Source organism: Streptococcus vestibularis ATCC 49124 (assembly GCF_000188295.1).
GTDB lineage: Bacteria > Bacillota > Bacilli > Lactobacillales > Streptococcaceae > Streptococcus > Streptococcus vestibularis.
Map to the genome: position 1 here is coordinate 1,493,973 of NZ_GL831112.1, position 25,014 is coordinate 1,518,986.

The 25,014-nt window shown below is 39.3% G+C and carries 25 protein-coding genes, 1 tRNA gene and 1 pseudogene; 4 read left to right on the plus strand and 23 right to left on the minus strand.

Annotated features, from left to right (window positions below; genetic code table 11):
• Positions 1–13: 13 nt before the first annotated feature.
• From HMPREF9425_RS07195 to HMPREF9425_RS07210, 4 genes are all read right to left on the minus strand, one after another.
• A complete protein-coding gene (locus tag HMPREF9425_RS07195) occupies positions 14–1,990 on the minus strand; it encodes a PTS fructose transporter subunit IIABC (protein WP_003097847.1) in 1,977 nt (658 codons plus the stop codon).
• A complete protein-coding gene (gene pfkB / locus HMPREF9425_RS07200) occupies positions 1,987–2,898 on the minus strand; it encodes a 1-phosphofructokinase (protein WP_003097849.1) in 912 nt (303 codons plus the stop codon). The genes HMPREF9425_RS07195 and pfkB overlap by 4 nt, the downstream gene beginning before the upstream one ends.
• Complete coding sequence (locus tag HMPREF9425_RS07205; protein ID WP_003095433.1) at positions 2,895–3,641, minus strand: DeoR/GlpR family DNA-binding transcription regulator; 747 nt, start codon at positions 3,639–3,641, stop codon at positions 2,895–2,897. The genes pfkB and HMPREF9425_RS07205 overlap by 4 nt, the downstream gene beginning before the upstream one ends.
• 212 nt (positions 3,642–3,853) lie before the next feature.
• Positions 3,854–5,461 carry a ribonuclease Y gene (locus HMPREF9425_RS07210; RefSeq protein WP_003095429.1) on the minus strand — a complete coding sequence of 536 codons (1,608 nt, stop codon included), beginning with the start codon at positions 5,459–5,461 and terminating at the stop codon, positions 3,854–3,856.
• A 143-nt stretch (positions 5,462–5,604) separates the two neighbouring features.
• On the opposite strand from HMPREF9425_RS07210, the gene HMPREF9425_RS07215 reads away from it, so the two are divergent.
• Positions 5,605–6,087, plus strand: a complete 483-nt coding sequence (locus HMPREF9425_RS07215) for an S-ribosylhomocysteine lyase (RefSeq protein ID WP_002885585.1) — start codon at positions 5,605–5,607, stop codon at positions 6,085–6,087.
• Positions 6,088–6,118: 31 nt separating this feature from the next.
• Here HMPREF9425_RS07215 and HMPREF9425_RS07220 read toward each other — a convergent pair whose 3' ends face one another.
• From HMPREF9425_RS07220 to HMPREF9425_RS07285, 14 genes are all read right to left on the minus strand, one after another.
• The gene (locus HMPREF9425_RS07220) at positions 6,119–6,889 is read right to left on the minus strand and encodes an acetyl-CoA carboxylase carboxyl transferase subunit alpha (RefSeq protein ID WP_003097852.1); all 771 of its coding nucleotides are present in this window, start codon (positions 6,887–6,889) and stop codon (positions 6,119–6,121) included.
• Positions 6,886–7,752 carry an acetyl-CoA carboxylase, carboxyltransferase subunit beta gene (gene accD, locus HMPREF9425_RS07225; protein WP_003097855.1) on the minus strand — a complete coding sequence of 289 codons (867 nt, stop codon included), beginning with the start codon at positions 7,750–7,752 and terminating at the stop codon, positions 6,886–6,888. The genes HMPREF9425_RS07220 and accD overlap by 4 nt, the downstream gene beginning before the upstream one ends.
• Positions 7,753–7,757: 5 nt before the next feature.
• The gene (locus tag HMPREF9425_RS07230; protein WP_003095475.1) at positions 7,758–9,128 is read right to left on the minus strand and encodes an acetyl-CoA carboxylase biotin carboxylase subunit; all 1,371 of its coding nucleotides are present in this window, start codon (positions 9,126–9,128) and stop codon (positions 7,758–7,760) included.
• Between the two features lie 119 nt (positions 9,129–9,247).
• Positions 9,248–9,673 (minus strand): 3-hydroxyacyl-ACP dehydratase FabZ, encoded by a 426-nt coding sequence (fabZ, locus tag HMPREF9425_RS07235; protein WP_002885470.1) that lies wholly within the window; start codon positions 9,671–9,673, stop codon positions 9,248–9,250.
• Positions 9,670–10,164 (minus strand): acetyl-CoA carboxylase biotin carboxyl carrier protein, encoded by a 495-nt coding sequence (gene accB, locus HMPREF9425_RS07240; RefSeq protein ID WP_003097857.1) that lies wholly within the window; start codon positions 10,162–10,164, stop codon positions 9,670–9,672. The genes fabZ and accB overlap by 4 nt, the downstream gene beginning before the upstream one ends.
• 3 nt (positions 10,165–10,167) lie before the next feature.
• The gene (gene fabF, locus HMPREF9425_RS07245) at positions 10,168–11,400 is read right to left on the minus strand and encodes a beta-ketoacyl-ACP synthase II (protein WP_003097858.1); all 1,233 of its coding nucleotides are present in this window, start codon (positions 11,398–11,400) and stop codon (positions 10,168–10,170) included.
• Between the two features lie 61 nt (positions 11,401–11,461).
• Positions 11,462–12,196 (minus strand): 3-oxoacyl-[acyl-carrier-protein] reductase, encoded by a 735-nt coding sequence (gene fabG, locus HMPREF9425_RS07250; protein ID WP_003097860.1) that lies wholly within the window; start codon positions 12,194–12,196, stop codon positions 11,462–11,464.
• Positions 12,197–12,208: 12 nt separating this feature from the next.
• A complete protein-coding gene (fabD, locus tag HMPREF9425_RS07255) occupies positions 12,209–13,129 on the minus strand; it encodes an ACP S-malonyltransferase (protein WP_003097862.1) in 921 nt (306 codons plus the stop codon).
• Positions 13,130–13,151: 22 nt separating this feature from the next.
• Positions 13,152–14,117 (minus strand): enoyl-[acyl-carrier-protein] reductase FabK, encoded by a 966-nt coding sequence (gene fabK / locus HMPREF9425_RS07260; RefSeq protein ID WP_003097864.1) that lies wholly within the window; start codon positions 14,115–14,117, stop codon positions 13,152–13,154.
• Positions 14,118–14,222: 105 nt separating this feature from the next.
• Positions 14,223–14,447, minus strand: a complete 225-nt coding sequence (locus tag HMPREF9425_RS07265) for an acyl carrier protein (protein ID WP_002885495.1) — start codon at positions 14,445–14,447, stop codon at positions 14,223–14,225.
• A 63-nt stretch (positions 14,448–14,510) separates the two neighbouring features.
• On the minus strand, positions 14,511–15,473 hold the full coding sequence (locus tag HMPREF9425_RS07270; protein ID WP_003097866.1) for a beta-ketoacyl-ACP synthase III: 963 nt from the start codon (positions 15,471–15,473) through the stop codon (positions 14,511–14,513).
• Complete coding sequence (fabT, locus tag HMPREF9425_RS07275; protein WP_003097868.1) at positions 15,473–15,907, minus strand: fatty acid biosynthesis transcriptional regulator FabT; 435 nt, start codon at positions 15,905–15,907, stop codon at positions 15,473–15,475. The genes HMPREF9425_RS07270 and fabT overlap by 1 nt, the downstream gene beginning before the upstream one ends.
• A gap of 103 nt (positions 15,908–16,010) precedes the next feature.
• Entirely contained in the window at positions 16,011–16,802 is a 792-nt protein-coding gene (locus tag HMPREF9425_RS07280; RefSeq protein WP_003097871.1) for an enoyl-CoA hydratase, read from the minus strand.
• A gap of 213 nt (positions 16,803–17,015) precedes the next feature.
• Entirely contained in the window at positions 17,016–17,654 is a 639-nt protein-coding gene (locus tag HMPREF9425_RS07285) for an HAD family hydrolase (protein ID WP_003097873.1), read from the minus strand.
• A 130-nt stretch (positions 17,655–17,784) separates the two neighbouring features.
• Here HMPREF9425_RS07285 and HMPREF9425_RS07290 point away from each other — a divergent pair, with 130 nt between their 5' ends.
• Positions 17,785–19,143: an aspartate kinase gene (locus HMPREF9425_RS07290; RefSeq protein ID WP_003097874.1), complete on the plus strand. Its 1,359-nt coding sequence runs from the start codon at positions 17,785–17,787 to the stop codon at positions 19,141–19,143.
• 151 nt (positions 19,144–19,294) lie between these two features.
• Here HMPREF9425_RS07290 and asnA read toward each other — a convergent pair whose 3' ends face one another.
• On the minus strand, positions 19,295–20,287 hold the full coding sequence (asnA, locus tag HMPREF9425_RS07295) for an aspartate--ammonia ligase (RefSeq protein WP_003095518.1): 993 nt from the start codon (positions 20,285–20,287) through the stop codon (positions 19,295–19,297).
• A gap of 109 nt (positions 20,288–20,396) precedes the next feature.
• Positions 20,397–21,752: a 23S rRNA (uracil(1939)-C(5))-methyltransferase RlmD gene (gene rlmD, locus HMPREF9425_RS07300; RefSeq protein ID WP_003097877.1), complete on the minus strand. Its 1,356-nt coding sequence runs from the start codon at positions 21,750–21,752 to the stop codon at positions 20,397–20,399.
• A gap of 34 nt (positions 21,753–21,786) precedes the next feature.
• On the opposite strand from rlmD, the gene recX reads away from it, so the two are divergent.
• Together recX and ntdP are read left to right on the plus strand one after the other, a co-directional pair.
• Positions 21,787–22,563 (plus strand): recombination regulator RecX, encoded by a 777-nt coding sequence (recX, locus tag HMPREF9425_RS07305; protein ID WP_003097878.1) that lies wholly within the window; start codon positions 21,787–21,789, stop codon positions 22,561–22,563.
• A 70-nt stretch (positions 22,564–22,633) separates the two neighbouring features.
• On the plus strand, positions 22,634–23,167 hold the full coding sequence (gene ntdP, locus HMPREF9425_RS07310) for a nucleoside tri-diphosphate phosphatase (protein WP_003097880.1): 534 nt from the start codon (positions 22,634–22,636) through the stop codon (positions 23,165–23,167).
• Here ntdP and HMPREF9425_RS07315 read toward each other — a convergent pair.
• From HMPREF9425_RS07315 to HMPREF9425_RS10085, 3 genes and pseudogenes are all read right to left on the minus strand, one after another.
• A pseudogene (locus tag HMPREF9425_RS07315) lies at positions 23,153–23,856 on the minus strand (DUF1803 domain-containing protein). The gene ntdP and the pseudogene HMPREF9425_RS07315 overlap by 15 nt on opposite strands.
• A gap of 54 nt (positions 23,857–23,910) precedes the next feature.
• Positions 23,911–24,843, minus strand: a complete 933-nt coding sequence (locus HMPREF9425_RS07320; RefSeq protein ID WP_003097884.1) for a manganese-dependent inorganic pyrophosphatase — start codon at positions 24,841–24,843, stop codon at positions 23,911–23,913.
• 88 nt (positions 24,844–24,931) lie between these two features.
• A tRNA-Glu gene (locus tag HMPREF9425_RS10085) sits at positions 24,932–25,003 on the minus strand.
• Between the last annotated feature and the right edge of the window lie 11 nt (positions 25,004–25,014).

Sequence of the window (25,014 nt, forward strand, 5' to 3'; positions counted from 1 at the left end):
GTTTGATCATATCTTATTTATCAAGTGGTTTACGAAGGAATCCAAAGAGGATACCTGATACCACAGCACCAATCAAGATGAAGAGAAGGTAAAGAAGAGCATTTGAAGTGAGGGCAATAACGAAGATACCTCCGTGTGGTGCCATCAATTTGATTCCAGCCATACCTACAAGAGCACCTGTAAGAGCTGAACCAACGATAAAGCTTGGGATAGCGCGTGCTGGGTCAGCTGCACCAAATGGAATTGCACCTTCAGTGATGAATGAGAGTCCCATAACAATGTTTGTCAAACCAGAGTTGCGTTCTTCTTCGGTGAATTTATCTTTAAATAAGAGTGTCGCTACAAAGACTGCCAATGGAGGAACCATACCGGCTGCCATAACTGCTGCCATAACAACTGAACCACCTGAAGTTACTGTTGCTGCGAGAGTACCTGTACCAAAGACATAAGCAGCTTTGTTAACTGGTCCACCCATGTCCACTGCCATCATACCACCGACAAGGAGACCAAGGAGCACTGCTGAGCTCCCTGACAAGCTTGACAAGAAGTTATTAAGACCAGTATTGATTGCTGCCATTGGGATATTCACTGCCAACATCAAGAAACCTGTAGCAAATACACCAAGAAGTGGCAAGAGCAAGATAGAACGGATTCCTTCAAGGGCACGTGGAATACCTGCCAAGAGTTTACGAAGAACTAGGATAACACCACCTGCAAGGAAACCACCAACAAGAGCTCCAAGGAAACCTGAAGATACGCCAACAAGGGCAAGGGTTGCTTTACCGCCTGAAGCAAATGGAACACCACCAAAGGCTGCACCACTTGAAGCAATAGCACCAGCTACGAAACCTGATACCAAACCTGGTTTCTCAGCGATAGAGTAAGCAATGTAACCTGCAAGTACTGGAAGCATGAAACCAAAGGCCGCACCACCAATTGCTTTGAATTGAGCAGCAATTTCATGGTAAGAACCAAGTTGTGACAATTGATCTTTAGGAACACCCATAATTTGGTCAAGCAAGAAGGCAAGCGCAATCATGATACCACCACCGATAACGAATGGGAGCATTTGTGATACCCCACTCATCAAGTGTTTATAGAAGGCACCACCGAGGCTCAATTTCTCACTTGATTCTTGAGCAGATCCAGCATTTTCGGCATGGAAGACTTCAGCCTTACCATCCAAGATATTTTGGATTAATTCTTGAGGTTGACGAATACCTGCAGCGACTGGTTTAGAAAGCAATTTTTTACCATCAAAACGTGCTGTTTCAACTGCCTTGTCTGCCGCTACGATAACACCTACAGCCTTACTGATTTCTTCAGCAGTCAATGGTGTTCCGACACCTGAAGCACCGTTAGTTTCAACACGAACATTGACACCCATTTCTTCACCTGTTTTAATTAGTGATTCTTCAGCCATGTAAGTGTGAGCAATACCGGTTGTACAAGCTGTTACGGCTACGATAAGTGGTTTATCGCTTGAAGCTGCTTCTTTAACAGCTTGTGCTTTCTTAGCTTCCTCAGCCTGTGCTTCTTCTTCACCCGTATCAAAAGCAGCAATCACTTCATCTGGAGAAGTTACCTTACGCAAACGATCTGCAAAACCATCTTGCATAAGGTATTTTGACAACTCAGCTAGGGCTGCCAAGTGAGTGTCATTTGCTCCCTCTGGAGCAGCAATCATAAAGAAGAGGTCTGTAGGTTGACCATCAAGTGATTCGTAATCTACACCTTTATTAGATTTAGCAAAAAGTACAGTTGCTTCTTTTACTGCAGCATTTTTACTGTGCGGCATAGCAATTCCATCACCCAAACCAGTTGATGTTTGTGCTTCACGAGCCATAATGCCTGCTTTGAAAACATCAAAGTCAGCCACGACACCATTATCAACCAAGCTGTTAATCATTTCATCGATAGCAGCTTCCTTTGTAGTTGCTTGAAGGTCAAGCAACATGACTTTTTTGTTCAGTAAATCCTGAATTTTCATAGTTTTTCTACCTCAACTTTATTGTATGTTTCTTCAATAAATTCAATTGTTGCCAAGTCATCTGAGAAAGCTGTAGATGTTCCGCAGGCTACTCCCCACTTGAGAGCCTCAATCGGATCACCTGATTTAACAAACTCACCAGTGAAACCAGCAACCATCGAGTCACCCGCACCAACAGAGTTTTTAACTGTTCCCTTGATTGGTTTAGCAAAGTAAGCAGCCTCTGGTGTGACCAGCAGAGCTCCATCACCCGCCATTGAGATGATAACGTTCTGTGCACCCTTAGCAAGGAGTTCACGCGCATATTTTTCAACATCAGCCAAACCATTAAGTTTGACATTGAAAATAGCTTCTAACTCATGGTTATTTGGCTTAACCAAGAGTGGTTGGTAAGCCAAGGAATCAAGCAAGGTTTGACCTTCAAAGTCACAGACAACCTGTGCACCCGTTTCACGCACTAGTGGAATCAATTTGTTATAGACCTTGTTTCCAAGATTGCTTGGTGCTGATCCAGCAAAAACAACCACATCATCGGCACTTACACTTGAAAGGATAGCTTCAAGCTCAGCCAACTGATAATCATTGATGACAGGCCCAGTACCGTTAATTTCAGTTTCTTGGTCAGCCTTGATTTTAACATTGATACGTGTATCTTGATCCACAGCTACAAACTTAGTTTTAATGCCTTCTGCATCCAAACCATCTGTCACAAAACGTCCTGTAAAACCACCGATGAAGCCCGTAGCAGTGTTGTCAATTCCTAAACGTTGTAGAATACGACTGACATTAATCCCCTTACCGCCAGCGAACTTATCATCACTCTCCATACGGTTAACTTCACCAATCTCTACTTTATCGATACGAACAATGAAATCGATTGATGGATTTAGCGTTACAGTATAAATCATACTTCAATAACCCTCGTTTTCTCTTTTAATTCTTTTAGGAGCTCTTCTTCCGAAGCATTTGTAATTATGGTTACTTTCTCAACCTCGGCTACCTTAGCATAGGTAATCTGACCAAGTTTAGAGGCATCAGCTAGAACATAGGCTTTTTGCGAATTAGCTATAACCGTCCGTTTGATAACTGCCTCTTCCATGTCTGGTGTGGTGAAATAATTAGCATCAACGCCATTAGCACCAATGAAAGCACAATCAAAATTCAGTTGTCTGATTTGCTCTTGAGCAGTACTTCCAATAGAGGCATCCGTTGAATGTTTAACCTTTCCTCCAACAATCCTAGTGCTAACACCAAGATCTACCAGCTTAACCGCATGATGGATAGAATTAGTCACAACTGTTACCTGACGATTAGACAAATGTGAAATCAAAAGTTCATTTGTTGTACTAGCCTCAAGAAAGACGACATCACCTTCCTTAATTAAATCGGCAGCATAACCAGCTAACTGAGCCTTTTCTTTAACGTTTCTAATAGCTTTTTGACTATTGGCAATTTCTTCCTTTAGACCATGAATGCTTTCAGCACCACCATGAACACGTTTAAGTTGGCCATCTGCCGCTAACTCGTCTAAGTCGCGACGAATCGTCGACTCGGAAGTATCACTTAACAAAACAGTTAGGTTTTCCAAAGTGACAAAACCATCTTGTTTCAACTGAGACAAGATAATCTGCTTACGTTCAGACTTTATCATAATCTCTCCTTTTGTAATCGTTTACAATGTCTATTATACTAAATTTTTAATAACTGTCAACTAAAAACAGTCAAAAAAAATCAAAATATTTCATTATAAAACACTAATCTTCCAAAATAAGGCGATTTGATAAGAAAGTTCTTACATTTTCAAAAAGAATACAACATTTCAGTATCAAGTGCAAAATAAAAAAGCCTTTCGGCTCTCTTATCTTATTTGGCATAATCAACCGCACGGAATTCACGAATGACTGTAACCTTAATATTTCCTGGGTAATCCAAGTTTTTCTCAATTTGTTCACGTACCTTGTGAGACAAGATTGTAACTTCATCATCTGAGATTTTATTTGGATGAACCATAATACGAATTTCACGACCAGCCTGAAGGGCAAAGCTTGTTTGAACACCGTCAAAGCTTGATGCAATCTCTTCCAGATCACGAAGACGTTTGACATAATTTTCAACGGATTCATTACGAGCTCCTGGGCGAGCCGAACTCAAAGCATCTGCTGCAGCTACAATAACTGCAATCACACTCTCAGGTTCCACATCTCCATGGTGGCTGGCAATGGCATTAACCACGACTGGATGCTCTTTATACTTACGTGCAAACTCAGTACCAATCTCAACGTGACTACCTTCGACCTCTTTGTCAATAGCTTTCCCCATATCATGAAGGAAACCAGCACGACGAGCGAGAGCCACATTTTCACCCAATTCACCAGCCATGATACCTGCTAATTTACCAACTTCAACTGAGTGACGAAGGACATTTTGACCATACGAAGTACGGAACTGCAAGCGTCCCATAATCTTAATCAAATCAGGATGAAGATTCATAGCGCCAATTTCGTAGGCTGCCTCTTCACCATATTCACGGATACGGTTATCCATTTCCTGACGACTCTTCTCAACCAACTCCTCAATCCGAGCTGGGTGGATACGTCCATCTTTAATCAAGGCTTCGAGAGTCATGCGAGCAATCTCACGACGGACTGGATCAAAACCAGAAAGAACAACCACTTCTGGAGTATCGTCAATAATAACGTCAATACCTGTTAGACTTTCAAGCGTACGGATATTACGCCCCTCACGTCCAATGATACGACCTTTCATATTGTCATCTGGAAGGTGAACAGTGGTTACTGTTTGTTCAGTAACATAATCTCCAGCCAAGCGTTGCATAGCTTGAGCCAACAAGTTTTTGGCCTTCTTATCAACAGTATCTTTAACCTGTGCTTCTGCATCTTTGATACGTGTTGCAATCTCATGAGTCAGATTATTCTCAGTCTCCGTTAAGATTACCTCACGCGCCTCTGCAATGGTCATCTGACCAACACGTTCAAGTTCAGCTTGCTTCTCAGCCTCCAACTGAGTCACATTCTCTTCACGCTCATTAAGATGTTTAGATTTGTCAGCAAGACTCTGCTCTTTTTTCTCGAGGGCGAGTTCTTTACTTGATAGATTTTCATCCTTACGATCAAGGCTGGTTGCACGTTCTGTTAAACGATTCTCCATTTGTTTAAGCTCTTGACGTTCAGATTTGAATTCTTTTTCAATATCTTCTCGATATTTTCTAGCTTCCTCTTTTGCCTCTAACAAGAACTCTTTACGTTGAGCCTTACTTTCGCGTTCAGCAGTTACACGCAGGTGGTCTGCATCATGTTCTGCCTGACTACGAAGGTTCACAGCGTCTTGTTCTGCCTTTAGCAAGGTAGTTTCTGCTTGTTCCTTAGCTTTGCTAAGTTTAATAGAAATTGCTAAATATCCAACGACTAAACCAATGAGTGCAAAGACAACTAAAATTATCATGTTTATCATGTCTTTACCTCAACTTTTCTAAGGTTTTCTTAAAGAAAACCACCTTCTAGTGTATCATATTTGCATCTATTACTCAAATAAATACTAGAACTTTAAGTTGATTTTATGGTATGATAACTTTATTAGAATAGGGAGGTATTATCATGCCAAAGGACGTTACTGTTGAAAGTTTTGAACTTGATCACACTATTGTTAAAGCACCTTATGTCCGTCTTATTTCAGAGGAAGTTGGACCTAAAGGAGATATCATTACAAACTTCGATATCCGTTTGATCCAACCTAACGAAAATAGTATCGATACAGGTGGTCTTCATACTATCGAACACCTGCTCGCTAAACTAATTCGTCAACGTATCGATGGACTTATTGATTGCTCACCATTTGGTTGCCGTACAGGTTTCCATATGATTATGTGGGGTAAACAAGATCCTACAGAAATTGCCAAAGTTATCAAATCTAGTCTTGAAGCTATTGCAAACGAAATTACTTGGGAAGATGTTCCAGGAACCACCATTGAATCTTGTGGTAACTATAAGGATCACAGCCTTCATTCAGCTAAGGAATGGGCTAAACTTATCCTTGAACAAGGCATCTCAGACCAAGCCTTCGAACGTCATACCGTCTAAAAAAACATTGGGAGTAATAACCCAATGTTTTTTAATATTTTCTAAAACGTTGATAACGCGCGTCAAGCAAGTCTTCTGTTGATAATTGGCTTAATTCTGCCAATTCATCTATGATAGCTGTCTTAATCGCTTCAATAATTTCACTAGTAAAGTAACCACGTTCTGGGATCACCTTATCAACGATTCCCATGTTAAGCAGCTCGCCTGATGTAATCTTCATCAACTCTGCTGCCTCTTCTGAACGCGAACCATCTTTCCAGAGAATGGTTGCAAACCCTTCAGGACTCAAGATAGAATAGACGGTATTTTCAAGCATCCAAACCTTATCAGCTACTGCCAAAGCAAGAGCACCGCCAGAACCACCTTCACCAATGATAATGGCAATAATTGGCACCTTAAGGTCACTCATTTCCATAAGGTTACGAGCAATAGCCTCACCCTGTCCACGTTCCTCTGCTCCGACACCAGGATAAGCACCTGCAGTATTGATAAAGGTAACAACTGGACGACCAAACTTTTCAGCCTGTTTCATGAGGCGAAGAGCCTTACGGTAGCCCTCTGGATGAGGTTGACCAAAGTTTCGATTGAGATTATCTTGGAGGTTTTTACCTTTTTGGATACCCACTACTGTAACGGCTTGGCCATTTAAGCGACCAATACCACCGATAACGGCACCATCATCACGGAAATTACGGTCACCATGAAGTTCGATGAAATCATCAAAGATTCCGTGGGCAAAGTCCAAAGCCGTTAAACGGCCTTGGTCACGCGCTTCTTTTAAAATACGTGCTACGTCGCTCATTGAACACCTCCATGGAATGATAAGAGTGTGGCAATAGTATCAGCCAACTCTGTACGTTTGACAATGGCATCAACAAAACCATGTTCCTGAAGGAACTCGGCCTTTTGAAAATCATCTGGCAAAGTTTCTCGAACTGTATTTTCAATGACACGACGACCTGCAAAGCCAATCAAAGTTTGTGGCTCAGCCAAGATGATATCGCCTTCCATGGCAAAACTTGCTGTAACCCCACCAGTGGTTGGATCTGTCAAGACAGTCAAGTACAACAAGCCAGCGTTCGAATGACGTTTTACTGCTGCTGATACCTTAGCCATTTGCATCAAACTCATGATTCCCTCTTGCATACGGGCACCACCAGAAGCTGTAAAAATAACAACTGGAAGTTTTTCAGAAATCGCATACTCAAAGAGTTTTGTGATTTTTTCACCAACAACAGTTCCCATTGAAGCCATGATAAAGTTAGAATCCATAATGGCCAAGGCTGTTTTTTGCCCCTTGATAGTTGCAACACCAGTCACAACAGCTTCATCAAGACCAGTTTTTTCCTTGGTAGCTGCTAGCTTCTCCATATAACCTGGGAAATTTAATGGGTTTTCAGTTTTAATACCTGTAAACAGTTCTTGGAAAGTTCCCTCATCAACCGTTAAATCAAGACGTTCTTTTGCTGAAATACGAAAGGTATAAGAACAGTTTGGACAGATTTTAGCTTGTCCCAAGTCCTTTTGATAAATAGCTTGCTTACAGCCAGGACATTTGGCAAAAAGCTCATCTGGTACTTCTGGCACCTGCTGATCAACCCCATTACGTACAGAACGGTTAGGATTGATACGGATATACTTTTCTTTTCGATCAAATAATCCCATAAACTTTATTCCTCACGATTCTGATATTCTGGTAGGAAAGTTTCCATCAAGAATGATGTGTCATAATCTCCAGCGATAACGCTACGATCTGAAATCAAATCCAACTGGAAGTCAGCATTTGTCACAACTCCATCGATTTCAAGTTCGTAAAGAGCACGTTGCATCTTCATGAGTGCCTCAAATCGATTTTCTCCATGAACAATGATTTTTGCAATCATTGAATCATAGTAAGGTGGAATGGTATAGCCTGGATAGACAGCACTGTCCACACGAAGGCCAACACCACCACTAGGCAGGTAGAGATTGCTAATTTTCCCTGGGCTAGGAGCAAAGTTGAACTTAGGATTTTCCGCATTGATACGACACTCAATGGCATGTCCCTTAATTTCAATGTCGTCTTGAGTCACAGATAATTTTTCACCTGCAGCAATACGGATTTGTTCTTTAACAATATCCACACCACTTACAAATTCAGTAACTGGGTGCTCAACTTGAACACGGGTATTCATTTCCATAAAGTAAAACTGACCTGATTTTTCATCAAGAAGAAACTCGATAGTACCCGCATTTTCATAATTAACAGCCTTAGCGGCACGGACAGCCGCTGAACCAATTTCGTGACGAAGTGTCTTACCAATAGCAACTGAAGGTGATTCTTCCAAAACCTTTTGGTTATTACGTTGAAGAGAGCAATCACGTTCACCTAGGTGAACAATGTTACCATAGCTATCTCCCAAAATTTGAACCTCAATATGACGAGCTGGGTAAATAACTTTCTCGATATACATTGCCCCATTACCAAAGGCTGCTTTAGCTTCCTGTGACGCAGATTCGAAGGCCGGAGCCAATTCTTCTTCAGTGTTGACCTTACGAATTCCTTTACCGCCACCACCTGCAGAAGCCTTAAGCATCACTGGGTAACCAAGGCGTTTGGCAACTTCTAAAGCCTCTTCAGCCGTAAAGACTTCACCATCTGAACCAGGGATTACAGGGACATTGGCCCTAATCATTTCAGCACGAGCATTGATTTTGTCACCCATCTTGTCCATGACTTTGCCTGAGGGACCAATAAACTTGATGTTCATTTCTTCACAGAGAGTGGAAAATTTAGAGTTTTCACTCAAGAAACCAAACCCTGGGTGAATAGCTTGAGCCTCAGTCACAATAGCAGCTGATAGGACACGATTCATATTCAAATAAGAATCAGTTGATCTTGCTGGACCAATACAGATAGCTTCATCAGCAAGCATAGTATGGAGAGAATCCCTATCCGCTTCAGAATAGATAGCAACTGTTTGGATTCCCAATTCACGCGCTGCACGGATAATACGAACTGCAATTTCACCACGATTGGCAATCAATAATTTTTTAAACATAAAACAAGATAACATCAGACATCTTTATAAGAGTCTGTGTTGATTTCCTTTCTATGTGATAGACCAATGTCTAAAGAAAAATCCTTTCCGACTGTCGCCAGAAGGATTTTCACAAAACATCAGCTTCCAATAGCAAAAGTCAAAGTACCTGATGCAGCAAGTTTACCATCGACTTCCGCTTTCGCTTCAACAACAGCAATTGTTCCACGACGTTTTACAAACTTAGCTGTCATAACAAGTTGGTCCCCTGGGACAACCTGTTTTTTAAATTTAACCTTATCCATACCTGCGTAAAAGACTAACTTACCTTTATTTTCAGGTTTTGACAATTCAAGAACACCAGCAGTTTGCGCAAGTGCTTCCATGATGAGAACACCTGGCATAACTGGGTATTGAGGAAAATGTCCATTGAAGAAAGGTTCATTGATAGTTACATTTTTAATAGCTGTGATTTCATCTTCTGAAACTTCTAAAACACGGTCAACCAAAAGCATTGGGTAACGGTGTGGCAAAGCCTCACGAATAGCATTAATATCAATTGTCATTTGATGCGTACCAATCCCTTTCCGTAGTCAACAACTTCTTCGTTTGTTACCAAGATTTCAGTGATAACACCATCTTTAGGTGCTGGCACTTCATTCATGACCTTCATAGCTTCAACAATAAGAAGCGTTTGACCTTTCTTAACAGTATCACCAACAGAAACAAAGGCTGGTTTTTCAGGTGATGGAGACAAGTAAGCCACACCAACAAGTGGACTTTCAACCACTTCACCTTCAGCAGCTTGAGCAGGAGCAGAAGCTTCTTCAACTGGTGTTGCTGGAGTTTCAACAGCGGCAGGTGCTGCTACTGGAGCAACTGGAGCTTGAGGAGCTGGCGCAACTACTTCAACTGTAGGAGCTACTGGAGCAGCTGTTACTGAACTTGTTTGATTTTTGCTCAAGTTCAATTCTTCACCGTTATTTTTGTATGAAAATTCACGTAAAGTTGATGCATCAAATTGAGCCAACAAATCTTTAATTTCAGAAATATTCATAGATTAGTCCTCCCAACGTTTGAAGGCAAGAACAGCATTGTGTCCACCGAAACCAAAAGTATTTGAGATGGCATACTTGATATCAGCTTCTTGACCTTGACCGTAGACAACATTCGCTTCGATGTAGTCAGACAATTCTTTGGTACCAGCAGTTTTCGGTACATAGCTATGACGAATAGCTTCGATTGTTGCAATCGCTTCAACGGCACCAGCAGCACCAAGCAAGTGTCCTGTAAATGATTTAGTAGATGAAACTGGAACATCTTTACCAAGTACAGACACAATAGCACCACTTTCTCCTTTTTCGTTGGCAGGTGTTGAAGTACCGTGAGCATTGACATAGTCAACATCTTCAGGTTTGATACCAGCTTCATTGATAGCCAATTTAATTGCTTTAGCAGCTCCTGAACCGTCTGGAGTTGGCGTTGTCATATGGTAGGCATCACAGTTTGATCCGTAACCAACAATCTCAACCAAGATGTTGGCACCACGTTTTTGCGCATGTTCCAAGCTTTCAATAACAAGAACCCCAGCACCTTCACCCATAACAAAACCATTACGGTCTTTATCAAATGGAATTGAAGAACGTTCTGGATCTTCTGTTGTTGAAAGGGCTGTAAGGGCATTGAAACCACCGATACCAATCTTAGTGATTGAAGCTTCAGCACCACCAGCCAAGACAACATCGTGCAAACCGAATTTAATTTCACGGAAGGCTTCACCGATAGCATCATTGGCAGAGGCACAGGCAGTTGTCACTGATTTACATACCCCTTGAGCACCAATCTTAAGAGCAATGTTCCCTGCACCCATGTTTGAGAGAGCTTTAGGAATAAACATTGGCTTGATACGTCTCATACCACGTTCATGCATGCGGATAATTTGATCTTCAAGTTCTTGCAAACCACCGATACCAGATGACACGATAACACCAACGCGATCACGATTTACTTCTTCCATGTTAAGTCCTGAATTTTCAAGAGCTTCCATAGCAGCATAAATCGCATAAAGTGAATAAGTGTCCATACGGTTAGTATCTTTTTTCACAAAATACTTGTCGAATGGGAAGTCTTGGATTTCACCAGCGTTAAAGACCGGGATTTCAGAAGCATCAAACTTAGTGATTGGCTTAATACCAATCTTACCGTCATGAAGACTGTTCCAAAATTCTTCTGGTGTATTACCGATTGGCGAGGTTACACCGTAACCTGTAACAACAACACGATTTGTAGACATATATATTCTCCTTTTGTCGGATGGATATTCTAGTAAATGATTTTTTGATATTGAAAATCAATTATTGCATGGTCATACCACCATCAATAGCGATTGTTTGACCTGTGAGATATTCTTGACTAGCCAAGAATGCTGCAACTTCAGCTACTTCTTCTGCTTGACCAATACGTTTCATTGGTACTTGAGCAATCATAGCATCTTTCATTTTCTCTGGAATAGCGTCAGTCATATCTGATTCAATGAAACCAGGAGCGATAGCATTGACACGGACACCACGGGCCGCAACTTCACGAGCTACTGATTTAGTGAAACCAATCAAACCAGCTTTTGAAGCTGCATAGTTAGCTTGACCAATATTCCCCATGATACCTACAACAGATGACATATTGATGATGGCACCTTGACGAGCCTTAGACATTGGTTTTAAGACAGCCTGTGTCATATTGAAAGCACCAGTCAAGTTGATTTTCAAGACACGTTCAAAATCTTCTTCACTCATCTTCAACATCAACTTATCGTTAGTGATACCAGCATTATTAACTAGCACATCAACACTACCAAGATTTTCAATAGCTTCAGCTACCATACGTTTAGCATCTTCACCGTTAGAAATATCACCTGAGATACCTACAACAGTTACACCATAATCTGCAAACTGTGCAAGCAAGTCCTCAGAGATTTCAGAACGTCCATTTAGAACAACATTGGCACCAAGACTAGCAAATTTGTGTGCCACAGCTAATCCAATTCCACGTGTTGAACCTGTTACAAAAACATTTTTATTCTTAAGTTCCATGTTTACCTCGTTTTAAGCATTAAGAAGGGCATCAAGACTAGCTTGATCTTCAACATTATGAGTTGGTAGGGTTTTATCAATTTTCTTCAAGAAACCTGACAAAACTTTTCCTGGACCAATCTCAATTACTTCATCTACACCAAATTCTTGGATAGTGGCAATCGAATCATAAAAACGTACAGGTTCCATCACCTGACGAGCCAAAAGAGTTTTGACGTCTTCTGACTTCATAATTTGAGCCTCAGTATTACCTACCAAAGGGAGAGCAAAGTCATTAAATGACACTTTCTCCAGTTCTTCTGCCAATTTTTGACTAGCTGATTCAAGTAAAGCTGTATGGAATGGACCTGATACATTAAGAGGAATCAAGCGTTTTGCACCAGCTTCTTTAAGCAATTCCACAGCATAATCAACAGCCTCAATTTCACCACCAATAACAATTTGTGCTGGAGTATTATAGTTAGCAGGCGTTACTACACCCTTTTCAGATGCTTTTTGACAGATTTCTTCAATCAAACTTGAATCTGTATTCATGACAGCAACCATCTTCCCACCTCCAGCAGGAGCCGCTGTTTCCATGAATTCTCCACGTTTAGCAACCAAAGCTACTGCATCCTCAAATGAGAGGGCACCAGCCGCAACTAGGGCAGAATATTCACCCAAAGACAGGCCAGCAACAATATCAGGAGTGATTCCATTTTCTGTCAAGAGACGATAAATGGCTACTGACGTTGTCAAAATAGCTGGTTGAGTATAGCGTGTCTGATTAAGTTTTTCTTCGTTAGAATCAATCAATTCACGCAAATCATAACCTAGAATACGACTAGCCGTATCAAATGTTTCTTTGGCAACGGGATAAGTCGCATACAAATCGCTCGCCATGCCCAATTTCTGAGCCCCTTGACCAGCAAATAAGAACGCACGTTTTGTCACTATCCTAATCCTTTCGACGTTTTTAGACGTTTACATCTGCCCAACGAGCAGCTTCTTCTTTAATTACCTTTGCAGCACCTGTGTACAAATCTTCCAAGATTTCTGCACACGTTTCTTCTTTACGAACAAGACCTGCAATTTGTCCAGCCATAACTGAACCATATTCCACATCTCCATCAACAACGGCATTACGAAGTGCACCTGCACCAAGCTCTTCAATTTCCTCTTGAGTTTTCTTGCCAGCTAAGAAATCTTTTTCAGCCTGATTGTACTCTGTAGCCAACTTATTCTTAATGGCACGAACAGGGTGTCCTACAACAGAAGCAGAAATCACAGTATCGATATCTTTAGCCTTCAAAATCTTATCCTTGAAGTTTTGGTGAGCGTTAGATTCCTTGGCAACAGCGAAACGCGTACCAACCTGCACAGCTTCTGCTCCAAGCATGAGAACAGCAGCCATACCACGTCCATCAGCAACACCACCGGCACCAATTACAGGAATAGAAACTGCGTCTGCAACTTGGCGAACAAGAGCCATAGTTGTCAATTTACCGATGTGACCACCAGCTTCCATACCTTCTGCGACAACAGCATCCGCTCCCAATTTTTCCATACGTTTAGCGAGTGCAACCGATGGAACAACTGGGATTACTGTAATTCCAGCTTCGTGAAAACGTTCCATATATTTACCTGGGTTTCCTGCACCAGTTGTAACAACTTTTACACCTTCTTCAATAACAAGGTCAACAATATCGTCAACAAATGGCGACAAAAGCATAATATTAACACCGAATGGCTTGTCAGTGATTTGTTTTACTCTGTCAATATTAGCTTTTACCACTTCTTTAGGGGCATTACCGCCACCAATAATTCCGAGTCCACCAGCATTTGAAACGGCTCCAGCCAAGTCACCATCAGCAACCCAGGCCATACCACCTTGGAAGATTGGATATTTAATTCCTAACAGTTCTGTAATACGAGATTTCATTTTTCACCTTTTTTCGATTTTCTAATCAAATAAATAGTTTAATAATCAAAGTAATTGTATAAACAAAGGAGAATATCCCTAATAAGAATATTCTCTATGACCTGCTTATTTAGTTTTCTCTTCTACGTAAGCAACAAGGTCACCAACAGTGTTAAGACCTTCTTCAGTTTCGATTTGAATATCGAATTCATCTTCGATTTCTGAAATAACTTGGAATACATCAAGTGAATCAGCATCAAGTTCGTCAAAAGTAGTTTCTACTTTTACTTCTTCTGCATCTTTCCCAAGTTCTTCAACAATGATTTCTTGTACTTTTTCAAATACTGCCATTTTATTTTCTCCTTTAAGATAAATATATTTCTTATAATCTATGCTGGTGCATAATTTATATAACTAGATTTTAACAATTAGACTGCCCCATGTCAAACCCCCGCCAAAACCTGAGAGAAGAATTGTTTGATCACTGCCTAATTGGAGAGTCCCATTCGACACATTTTCAGAAAGCAAGATTGGAATACTTGCCGCACTGGTATTACCATAAGACATCATGTTAGCCAGAAATTTATCACGACTGACATCAATTTTCTTAGCCATAATATCCAAAATACGAATATTAGCTTGATGAAGAAGGAAGTAATCAGGATCACCTTTTTCTTCAACCAATGCTTTAATACTCTTCGAAACAGTCTTCACAGCAAAATCAAAAATTGCTTTACCATCCATTTGCATATAGGGATTAGGTTGCTCAGTACCATCAGAATAAGGCGAAATAACTGCAGAGGCTCCTGACTCAAGACCGCCCTTGCTACCGTCGGTATTTAAAGATTCACCAAAAAAATGTTCTTCTTCAGATTCTTCTAATAAAACACCGCCAGCACCATCTCCAAAAAGAACTGCTGTTGTACGATCAGACCAGTCTAAAGTTTTTGAAAGAACTTCAGCACCAATGACTAAACCTTTTTTGTAAGCACCTGACTTTATCAATTTTTCTGCGGTTGCTAAAGCAAAGACAAAACCACTACATGCCGCAGTAATATCAAAAGCGAAGGCATTAACTGCTCCAATTGTTCCTTGAACACGTGCTGCCACTGACGGCATTGAGTTATCAGGAGAAATCGTTGCAACTAAAACAAAGTCTAGCTCTTCAGGAGATAATCCCGACTTTTCCAACAGCTGATAAGCAACATTGGTAGCTAAATCACTGGTATTCTCATTTAATGAAATGCGACGTTCTTGAATCCCTGTACGTGAGCGAATCCACTCATCACTGGTATCCATGATTTTAGATAGGTCATCATTGGTCACGACCTGAGCAGGTGCATAATGGGCAACCTGACTAATTTTTGCAAATGCCATTATTTTAACTCCTCAAGAAAGGCATGGAGATTTTCCAAGCCCTTGCTCATAACCTTTAATTCCTCGTCGTTAAAGCCTTCTGTAATCCGCATCACCATTGATTTATGGAAACCACGGTGAAGACGATATACCAGACGACCTTTTTTAGAAAGTGATAGATGGACCACACGACGATCAACAGATGATCGCGTACGAATAATATATCCTTTCTTTTCAAGTTTATTGAGAGAAGTTGTTACAGTACCAAGAGTTAACATAAGCTCTCTAGCAACTGCACTTGGGGTCGTATCTGAGTGTGTACCAATCACATCAATGGTATGCATTTCCTTGAGGGAAACATCATTAAACTTTGAATTTTTCAAACTTGCTTCTTCGATAATAACGACGTTATTAAAAATATCAACAAGATAGCCATTAATTTTATCGTAATTCACACCAGACTCCTTTCAATAAGATTTGATTTTCAAATTATATCAGACTCAAACTAATTTAGCAAGTCCAATTTGAAAGCTTTAGTTTTAATTTCTGAAAACAAGTTTATTTCCCTTGGAATTTAGGACGGCGACGCTCACTATAAGCACGTACACCTTCTTTAAAGTCCTCTGTAAATGCAAGAGATTTCTGCAAATCAAGCTCCAGCTTAGCATAATTTTCCCAACCTGCAAATTCAGATTCCCAAACCATTTCTTTAATTGCTTTGAATGAATTAACTGAAGAACGATTTAATTTCTTAATTAACTGACTCACTGTTTTCTCAAGCTTTTCTGAATCGACTACCTTGTAAGCAATTCCCCAATCTAAAGCTTTCTCAGCTGACACAGGCTCTCCTGTCATGGTAATTTGAGTAGCACGATTAATACCAATTGAACGAGTCAAAAGGTAAAGACCACCAGCATCAGGGGCCAAACCAACACCTACGAAAGCTTGAATAAATTTAGCTTTTTCAGATGCAATTGTAAAATCTGCTGCAACTGCTAAGTTAGCAGCAGCACCTGCACAGGGGCCATCAACAACCATGATGACTGGCTTAGGCAATTTTTTAAGAGCAAAAGAAATTTCATTCACTTGCTCAGCAATACGAACCAAAGATTGTACATCATCTACAGCAACAGCTTTTTTCATTTGATCAAGGTCTCCACCGACAGAAAAGACTTTCCCATTAGCATTGATAACCAAGAACTTCACAGATGCATCTTGCCCTGCTTCCTCGATTGCAGCCATAATCTCATCACAAACTGGAATGTTAAATCCATTTTGCACTTCAGGGCGATTGAGAGTTAATGTTGCCACTCCCTCCTCAACACTATAAAGAATCGTTTCGTAAGCCATTTTAGCACTCCTTCCGACAACTAGTTACTATATCAAAACCGCATCTTATTTGATTTCTTATCATAATTTCATTTGACTAATAGATAATTTGATAATCAAATTATCTATTAGTTATTTCCTAGTATACCATAGTCCACCTAAAGGTCAACATAAACTTAGATTTTTTTAATTTCACACATCAAAACACCGAGAAGAAAAGCTCGGTGTTGTTTTCTAATTTATTAAGTCTAAAACATCTGTAAGACTATCCAATAAACCTTTTGCAGCACTTTGATCCATACCAAACCGATTATCTTTAATCGCCCAGACCTCTACACCTGCAGCTACTCCAGCAGCAATTCCTTTTTCACTATCTTCAATGATAAGAGCACGATTTGCTTGCACGTTTAATTGCTTTAACGCTGTCAAATAAATCTCTGGATTGGGTTTACTATCTTTGAATTCCTCTCCTGAGAGAACAACATCAAAGAAACCTTGCAAACGATTTTCCTCCAAAGCTCTAAAGATATCTGCTTTCACTGAGCTAGAGGCTAAGCCTATTTTCAACCCTTGAGATTTCACTTCATTTAAAACCTTTAAAACATCAGGAAAAATTAATTCTTTATAGGGTAAGGGATTATTTTGTTTATAAGTATTGTACTCTTCTTGTAAAGTTGACACATCCCACTTATCATAATCATCTCTGAGAATATTTTCCCAAACCTGCTTAGTATTTCCACCTATAAAGAAAGACGGGGGTAAATGATCTATTGAAATACCTTTTTGGCCTAAAAAACTTGCCCGTCGATCATAATAATATTTTTCAGTGTCAAAAAGGACACCATCCATATCAAAAATAATTGCCTCTACCACGGGATATCCTCCTTTTCTTCCTTTATTGTATCATAATCAGACTAAATCTTAGTCGTTTTTAAAAACAATGTGACAAATTGTCAGAATTTTGCTATAATTGTAGAGTAATTTATAATTTTTTGGAGTAACTATGAAAGTCATCAAATTTGGCGGAAGCTCACTCGCTTCAGCAACACAATTAGAAAAAGTCTTAAACATTGTAAAATCTGACCCTGAACGCCGCTTTGTCGTTGTCTCTGCCCCTGGTAAACGTAACGATGAGGATACCAAAGTTACAGACGCCCTAATTAAATACTACAAACACTATATAAAGGGTGCTGATGTTAAAGCTGACCAAGAATGGATTATTAACCGCTACCAAGCTATGGTTGATGAACTAGGTTTCAAATCAAAAGAGATAGTAAACATTTCTAAAGCTATTACTGACCTCGCTACGCTTCCTATCGAAGATAACAATTTCCTCTATGATACCTTCCTAGCTGCTGGAGAGGACAATAATGCAAAATTAATTGCTGAATATTTCCGCAACAACGATATTGAAGCACGCTACGTTCATCCTCGCGAAGCTGGTATCTTGGTCTCAAGTGAGCCAGGCAACGCCCGTATTCTTCCAGGTTCATATGATAAGTTAGAAGAACTTCGTGAATCAGATGAGGTTCTGATTATTCCTGGATTCTTTGGGGTCACCTCTGATAATCAAATTTGTACATTCTCACGAGGAGGCTCTGATATCACAGGCTCTATCGTAGCTGCAGGTGTTAAAGCCGACCTATATGAAAACTTTACAGATGTAGATGGTATTTTCGCAGCCCACCCAGGTGTAGTACATGAACCGCACTCTATTCCAGAGTTGACTTACAAAGAAATGCGTGAGTTGGCATATGCTGGATTCTCGGTTCTTCATGATGAAGCTCTCCTCCCAGCATATCGTGGTAAGATTCCATTAGTTATCAAGAACACCAATAATCCGGACCACCCAGGCACACGTATTATTCTTGAACACCAGGGAGCAACCGTTCCAGTTGTTGGTATTGCTAGCGATGACAAGTTTGTCAGCATCAATATGAGTAAATACCTCATGAACCGCGAGGTAGGTTTCGGACGTAAGGTGCTACAAATCTTGGAAGATTTAAACATCCGTTGGGAACACATGCCTTCTGGAATTGATGACCTTTCAATCATCATTCGAGAACGTGAACTTACCCCAATCAAAGAACAAGAAATTCTCTCTTACTTGACGCGTGAACTTGGTGTTGATGAAGTTGAAATTGAACATGGCCTTTCTATCCTCGTGATTGTTGGTGAAAATATGAGAGACCACATCGGTGTTACAGCGACAGCGGCCAAAGCACTCTCTGAAAAACACATTAACCTTGAAATGATTTCTCAGGGATCAAGTGAAGTTTCTGTCATGTTTGTAATTGAAACTGAACAAGAGAAAGAGGCCGTTAGAGCGCTCTATGACGCATTTTTCCGTAGCAACAACTAATTTTATAACCTATCTCCTACAAGGGATAGGTTTTTCTTTATAATGAAAATATATTCAACTCTCACGATACCTAGTCCAATAACACATTTTCTAATCAATAATGCACAATTTATTCCAAATTAAAAAGCACTAACTTTCGTTAGTACTCTTTTTACAAGATATTTTCGTAAGTTTCACGAACGGCATCTGGCCAAACTGAAGTTTGAACCTCACCGATATGTTTCTTACGTAGCAAGAACATAGCCATGCGTGATTGACCAATACCACCACCAATTGTTAGTGGGAATAAGCCATGTAACAAGGCTTGGTGCCAATCCAATTTCAAACGATCTTGGTCGCCAGTAATTTCAACCTGACGTTTAAGTGCATCTTCATCAACACGAATCCCCATTGATGATAACTCAAAAGCATGTCCTAATTGCTCATTCCAAACCAAAATATCTCCATTCAAACCATGATAACCGTTCTCAGACTCAGTTGTCCAGTCATCATAGTCAGGTGCACGACCATCATGCGGTTTCCCGTCAGGAAGTACACCACCAATACCAATCAAGAATACAGCACCATATTCTTTAGTAATAGCATCTTCACGCTCTTTTGGTGTCAAATCAGGGTACTTCTCAACAAGCTCTTCTGAATGGATGAAGGTAATTTTCTTAGGTAAGACGGCTTCAATATCGTAACGTGCCTCAACAGCAAGCTCAGTCAAACGAATGACTTTGTAGATTGTCTCGACGGTTTCCTTCAAATACGCAATATTACGATGTCCATCAGGAATAACCTTTTCCCAATCCCATTGGTCAACATAAACAGAGTGCGTTGCATCCAATGAGTCTTCATCTGGACGAAGAGCCTTCATATTAACCACAAGCCCTTCACCTTCATTAAAACCAAAACGAGCCAAAGTGTGGCGTTTCCATTTTGCTAATGAGTGAACAACTTCGTATGTCGCGTCAGGAATCTGAAGTACATTAACAGTTACAGGATTTTCAATACCACTTAAATTATCCTGCATACCATCCCCGACCTTACTCAAAATAGGCCCTTGCACTTCAACGACGTCAAGTTTATCAATTAAATACCGTGTGAAAGTATTTTTAACAAAAGAAATTTCCTTTTGTTGATGAATGAAGCTCTTCTTCATACGCTCCTCCTTAAAAAAATCGATAAGCCTATTATACTCCTATTTTTTAGAAAAATAAAGAAATTTTCCAACAATTTTGAAAATTTCTTGTTTTTTATGTTAGGTTTTGTCACATTTTCTTAGTTAGCTTCACAACTGCTTCTGTTCGAGCTGTATGAGGAAACATGTCTACTGACTGGATATAATTAACATCATATACTTTAGCCAAAGAAACTAGGTCTCTAGCCAAAGTAGATACATTACATGAAACATATACCATTTTTTCAGGAGTGTAGTCCAGTATCGTTTTAAGTAGCTTATCATCTAAACCAGTTCTAGGAGGATCCACAATAAGAGCATCTGCTCGATAACCTTCCTTGTACCAACGTGGAATGATATCTTCTGCTTTCCCCACCTCATAGTGAGTATTTCCCAGGCCAAGTGATTTGGCATTCTTCCTAGCATCCTCAATAGCCTCAGGAATGATATCCATACCGCGAATACTCTTTACCTTATTTGCAAAAGCAAGTCCAATAGTACCAACCCCACAATAAGCATCAATAAGGTGTTCATCCTTATCCACTTCCAAAGCTTCAACGGCCTGACTATAGAGCACTTCAGTTTGCTTAGGGTTCAACTGGTAAAAGGCACGAGGAGAAAGTGCGAAGTTATAGTCCAGCACCTCTTCTTGGATTGTATCTTGACCCCAGATAATTTCCGTCTCTTGGCCATAAATCTCACTGGATTTCGAATAGTTATAATTGATAGCAACTGTTACAATTTCAGGATAACGTAAAGTTAACTCCTTCACCAACTTAGTCAAAGAAACAGACTTAGATGTTACAAAAATTAGCTGGACCTGATTAGACCCTAAAGCACGTCGTATCATAACTGTGCGAATCCCAGAAATTTTGCGCTCATTATAAATCGGTAACTTGTATTTATCTAGCAAACTTGTAACCTTATTCATCATCGCTTGCGTTAACTCATCTTGAACCAGGCAATCATCAATATTGATTAGTCGATGACTTCCTTCCGCAAATAAGCCTGCTTTAACTGAGCCACCAAAAGAACGTGTTTGAAATTGTAGTTTAGCACGATAATGTTGTGGTTGCTCCATCCCAATTGTTTGACGAATCTCATAAGACTCAAAATTAGCCGGTTTGAACTTTTTCAAGGCTTGTCCTAATAGATCCGTTTTAAACTCTAATTGTTTATCATAACGAAGATGCATCAACTGGCAACCACCACACTCTTCATAGACACCACATTTAGGTTCAACACGAAACTTGGAAGCTTTATTAATCTTTAATAGTTTTGCCTGAACAAAGTTTCTCTTAACCGAAACAATCTGACAAAATACCTCTTCCCCCTTCAAAGCTCCAGGAACAAAAACCAATGTTTTTTTATAAAAACCAATGCCCTCACCATTGATCCCCATGCGTTTAATCTTAAGTGGGATACGTTGTTTCACTTGTAAATTCATACTACCATTCTAACATTTTGATATAATAATAACTATGAAAATCACAAAAATCGAAAAGAAAAAAAAACTCTATCTCGTCGAGATAGACCAAAAAGAGAGTCTCTATGTTACAGAAGACACCGTCGTCAAGTACATGTTAACAAAAGAAAAGACACTAAGTAAAAATCAGCTAGAAGATATTAAAAACTTTGCGCAGTTCTCACATGGTAAAAATCTGGCCCTCTATTTTATTTCCTTTAAACAACGTACGGAAAAAGAAGTAAGAGATTATCTTTTTAAGCATGAAATAAATCCACATATAATTCCCCAAATCATTGATAATCTAAAGAAAGACCATTGGATTGATGATTATAAACTTCTAGAAAGCCTAGCTCAACAGAATTTAAATTCCGGAGATAAAGGTGCCTATGTCTTGAAGCAAAAATGGCTACAAAAAGGCTGTGAGAAACAAGTCATTGACGAGGTATTAACCCAGTTTGATTTCTCGGAAGTAGCAATTAAAGTAGCTTCAAAATTATTAAGAAAATATCAAGGAAAATTACCAACCAAATCTCTAAAGGATAAATTGACTCAGAACCTCATTAATAAAGGCTTTGCATTCCAAGAAAGTAAGCAAGCTATTGACCAACTAGAACTAGAAGCCGATGAAGAAAATGAACAAACTCTCCTTTATAAAGAAATAGAAAAGCAATATCAAAAATTTAGTAAAAAATACGACGGTTATGAACTCAAGCAACGCCTAACACAATCTTTGGCCCGAAAAGGTTATGACTTTAATGCTATAGCCTCCGCTCTAAGAGAATATTTCTAGGAATTCCCCCTCTTTTCTCAAAATTATGATACAATAATGAAGATAACCCTTATTGTAGAAAGAGGACGCCATGAAATTACCAAAAGAAGGCGACTTTATCACAATTCAAAGTTATAAGCATGATGGTAGATTGCACCGTACTTGGCGCGATACTATGGTACTAAAGACAACTGAGAATGCTGTTATTGGCGTTAACGATCACACCCTCGTTACTGAAGCAGACGGAAGACGATGGGTAACGCGTGAACCTGCTATTGTTTATTTCCACAAAAAATACTGGTTTAATATTATAGCCATGATTAGGGATAACGGCATTTCCTACTACTGCAATTTAGCCAGTCCCTATGTTTTGGACCAAGAAGCGCTAAAATATATTGACTATGACCTAGATGTCAAAGTCTTCGCTGATGGTGAAAAAAAATTGCTAGATGTAGATGAGTATGAAACACATAAAAAAGAAATGCATTACTCTCCTGATATTGACTATATCTTAAAGGAACATGTTAAAATCTTAGTAGATTGGATTAACAATGGTAAAGGGCCATTTTCACAATCTTATGTTAACATCTGGTACAAACGTTATCTTGAACTAAGGAATCGTTAAAGTTGTCATAAAAAAGACTAGTAATAAAACTAGTCTTTTTTTTGCACTAAAAACTAATGCTTCAGAATCTAAGTCCATATTCAAAAGATAACGACCTTCTTCTACTTGAATAAGATACCCTAATAATTCTAAAGCATCAACAAAAATATTCCTCCTTTTTTGAAGTGCATATTCCTTCCTAACGTATTTTAAAAGAAAAGTCGTAACATTTTTTAAAAATATTCAGGATTAACATCCCCTAATATATCATATAATCTATTCTGCTCTTCCGATAATGGTAGATTTTCTCTTAATTTATAGAAATAGTTTGAAATTGTAAGATCATCTCTCGTGATACTCGTTTGTTCAATAATGACAACTTCATTAGTAGAATTACTTATCTCAGTAACAAATCTACGATTTAATAGTTCTAAATAACAAGTAGAATCATCATTAATAAAAAAATGCTGATCTAAATCAATTTTAGAAGAATCTGACACAAGACTAATTAATAAACGATAACGTTTCTCGAAACGTTCAATATAGCCTGCTTTTACAAACTCCTCAATTAATTTATCGATATTCTTTTGAAAAGGAAACTGCCTTTTTATTGCTCTCAGCGTCACAGGCTGATTAAGATATAGATAATTCACTATTTCCATAAAAAGAGTTTGCTTACATAGTTTGTTTGGGTTAAATTGTATTATCATAAGAAGTATTATACCATTATTCAGACCACTAAAAAAAGGCCTGACGGCCTAATTTTATGCATTAAAGCTTTCAGTCAACTGTGGTACTACTTGTTTCTTACGAGAAACGGCACCTTCAAGGAAAGCATGATTATTTTCCAAAACAAAATCAAAAGCATTTTCAACTTTATCAGTATTTGAACCAAGTGTAAGAATTTCTGAATTTGAATTAAGAATATCAGTAATCATTAACACAAAGTCAGAGTATCCATTGCTTTTAATTGAGTCAGTAATAGCTTCTTCGATTTCCTCTTGACGAGAAAGAACATCGGCAATATCAACTGTATTAACCTGTGCAACACGAACTTGATTACCATTCAATTCAAAAGTTTTTGCATCAATATCAATAAGTTCTTCAGCAGATTTAGAAGAAAGATTAGTACCAGCTTTAAGCATAGCAAGTCCATATTCTTCCAAATTAACACCAGCAATTTCTGCAAGTTCAGCTGCTACTCCAGGGTCTGAAGCATGGGTAGTTGGAGATTTAAGAAGAAGAGTATCAGAAATCAAACCTGACAAGAGCAAACCAGCGACATCTTTAGGAACTTCAACATTATTTTCTTTAAACATGCGATAAACAATCGAAGAAGCTGAACCTACAGGTTCTAAACGCATCATTAATGGATTAGCTGTCTCAAAGTTAGCCACACGGTGGTGATCCACTACTTCAATAACTTCTACTTCCTTAATATCTGAAATAGATTGTTGAAACTCATTATGGTCAGTAAGAATAACTTGATTTACACCCTCTGACTGTGCTGACTCAACAACACGAGGAGCATCTACAGAAAAATAGTCAAGTACAAAAGCAGTCTCTTCATTTGGAGTACCCAAAGCAACAGCCTCAGCATCAACACCAAGTTGGCGTTTCAAATAAGCGTAACCATAAGAAGAACCAATAGCATCAGAATCAGGATTTTGGTGACCAAACACAAAAACTTTAGACATATATTCACCTCAAAAATAATATTATACTATATTATAACATATAAGAAAAAGAAACAAAATAAAAAGAGTAACCTAAGTTACTCAAGTATAGTCCGTACGGGATTCGAACCCGTGTTACCGCCGTGAAAAGGCGGTGTCTTAACCCCTTGACCAACGGACCATCTTTATGCC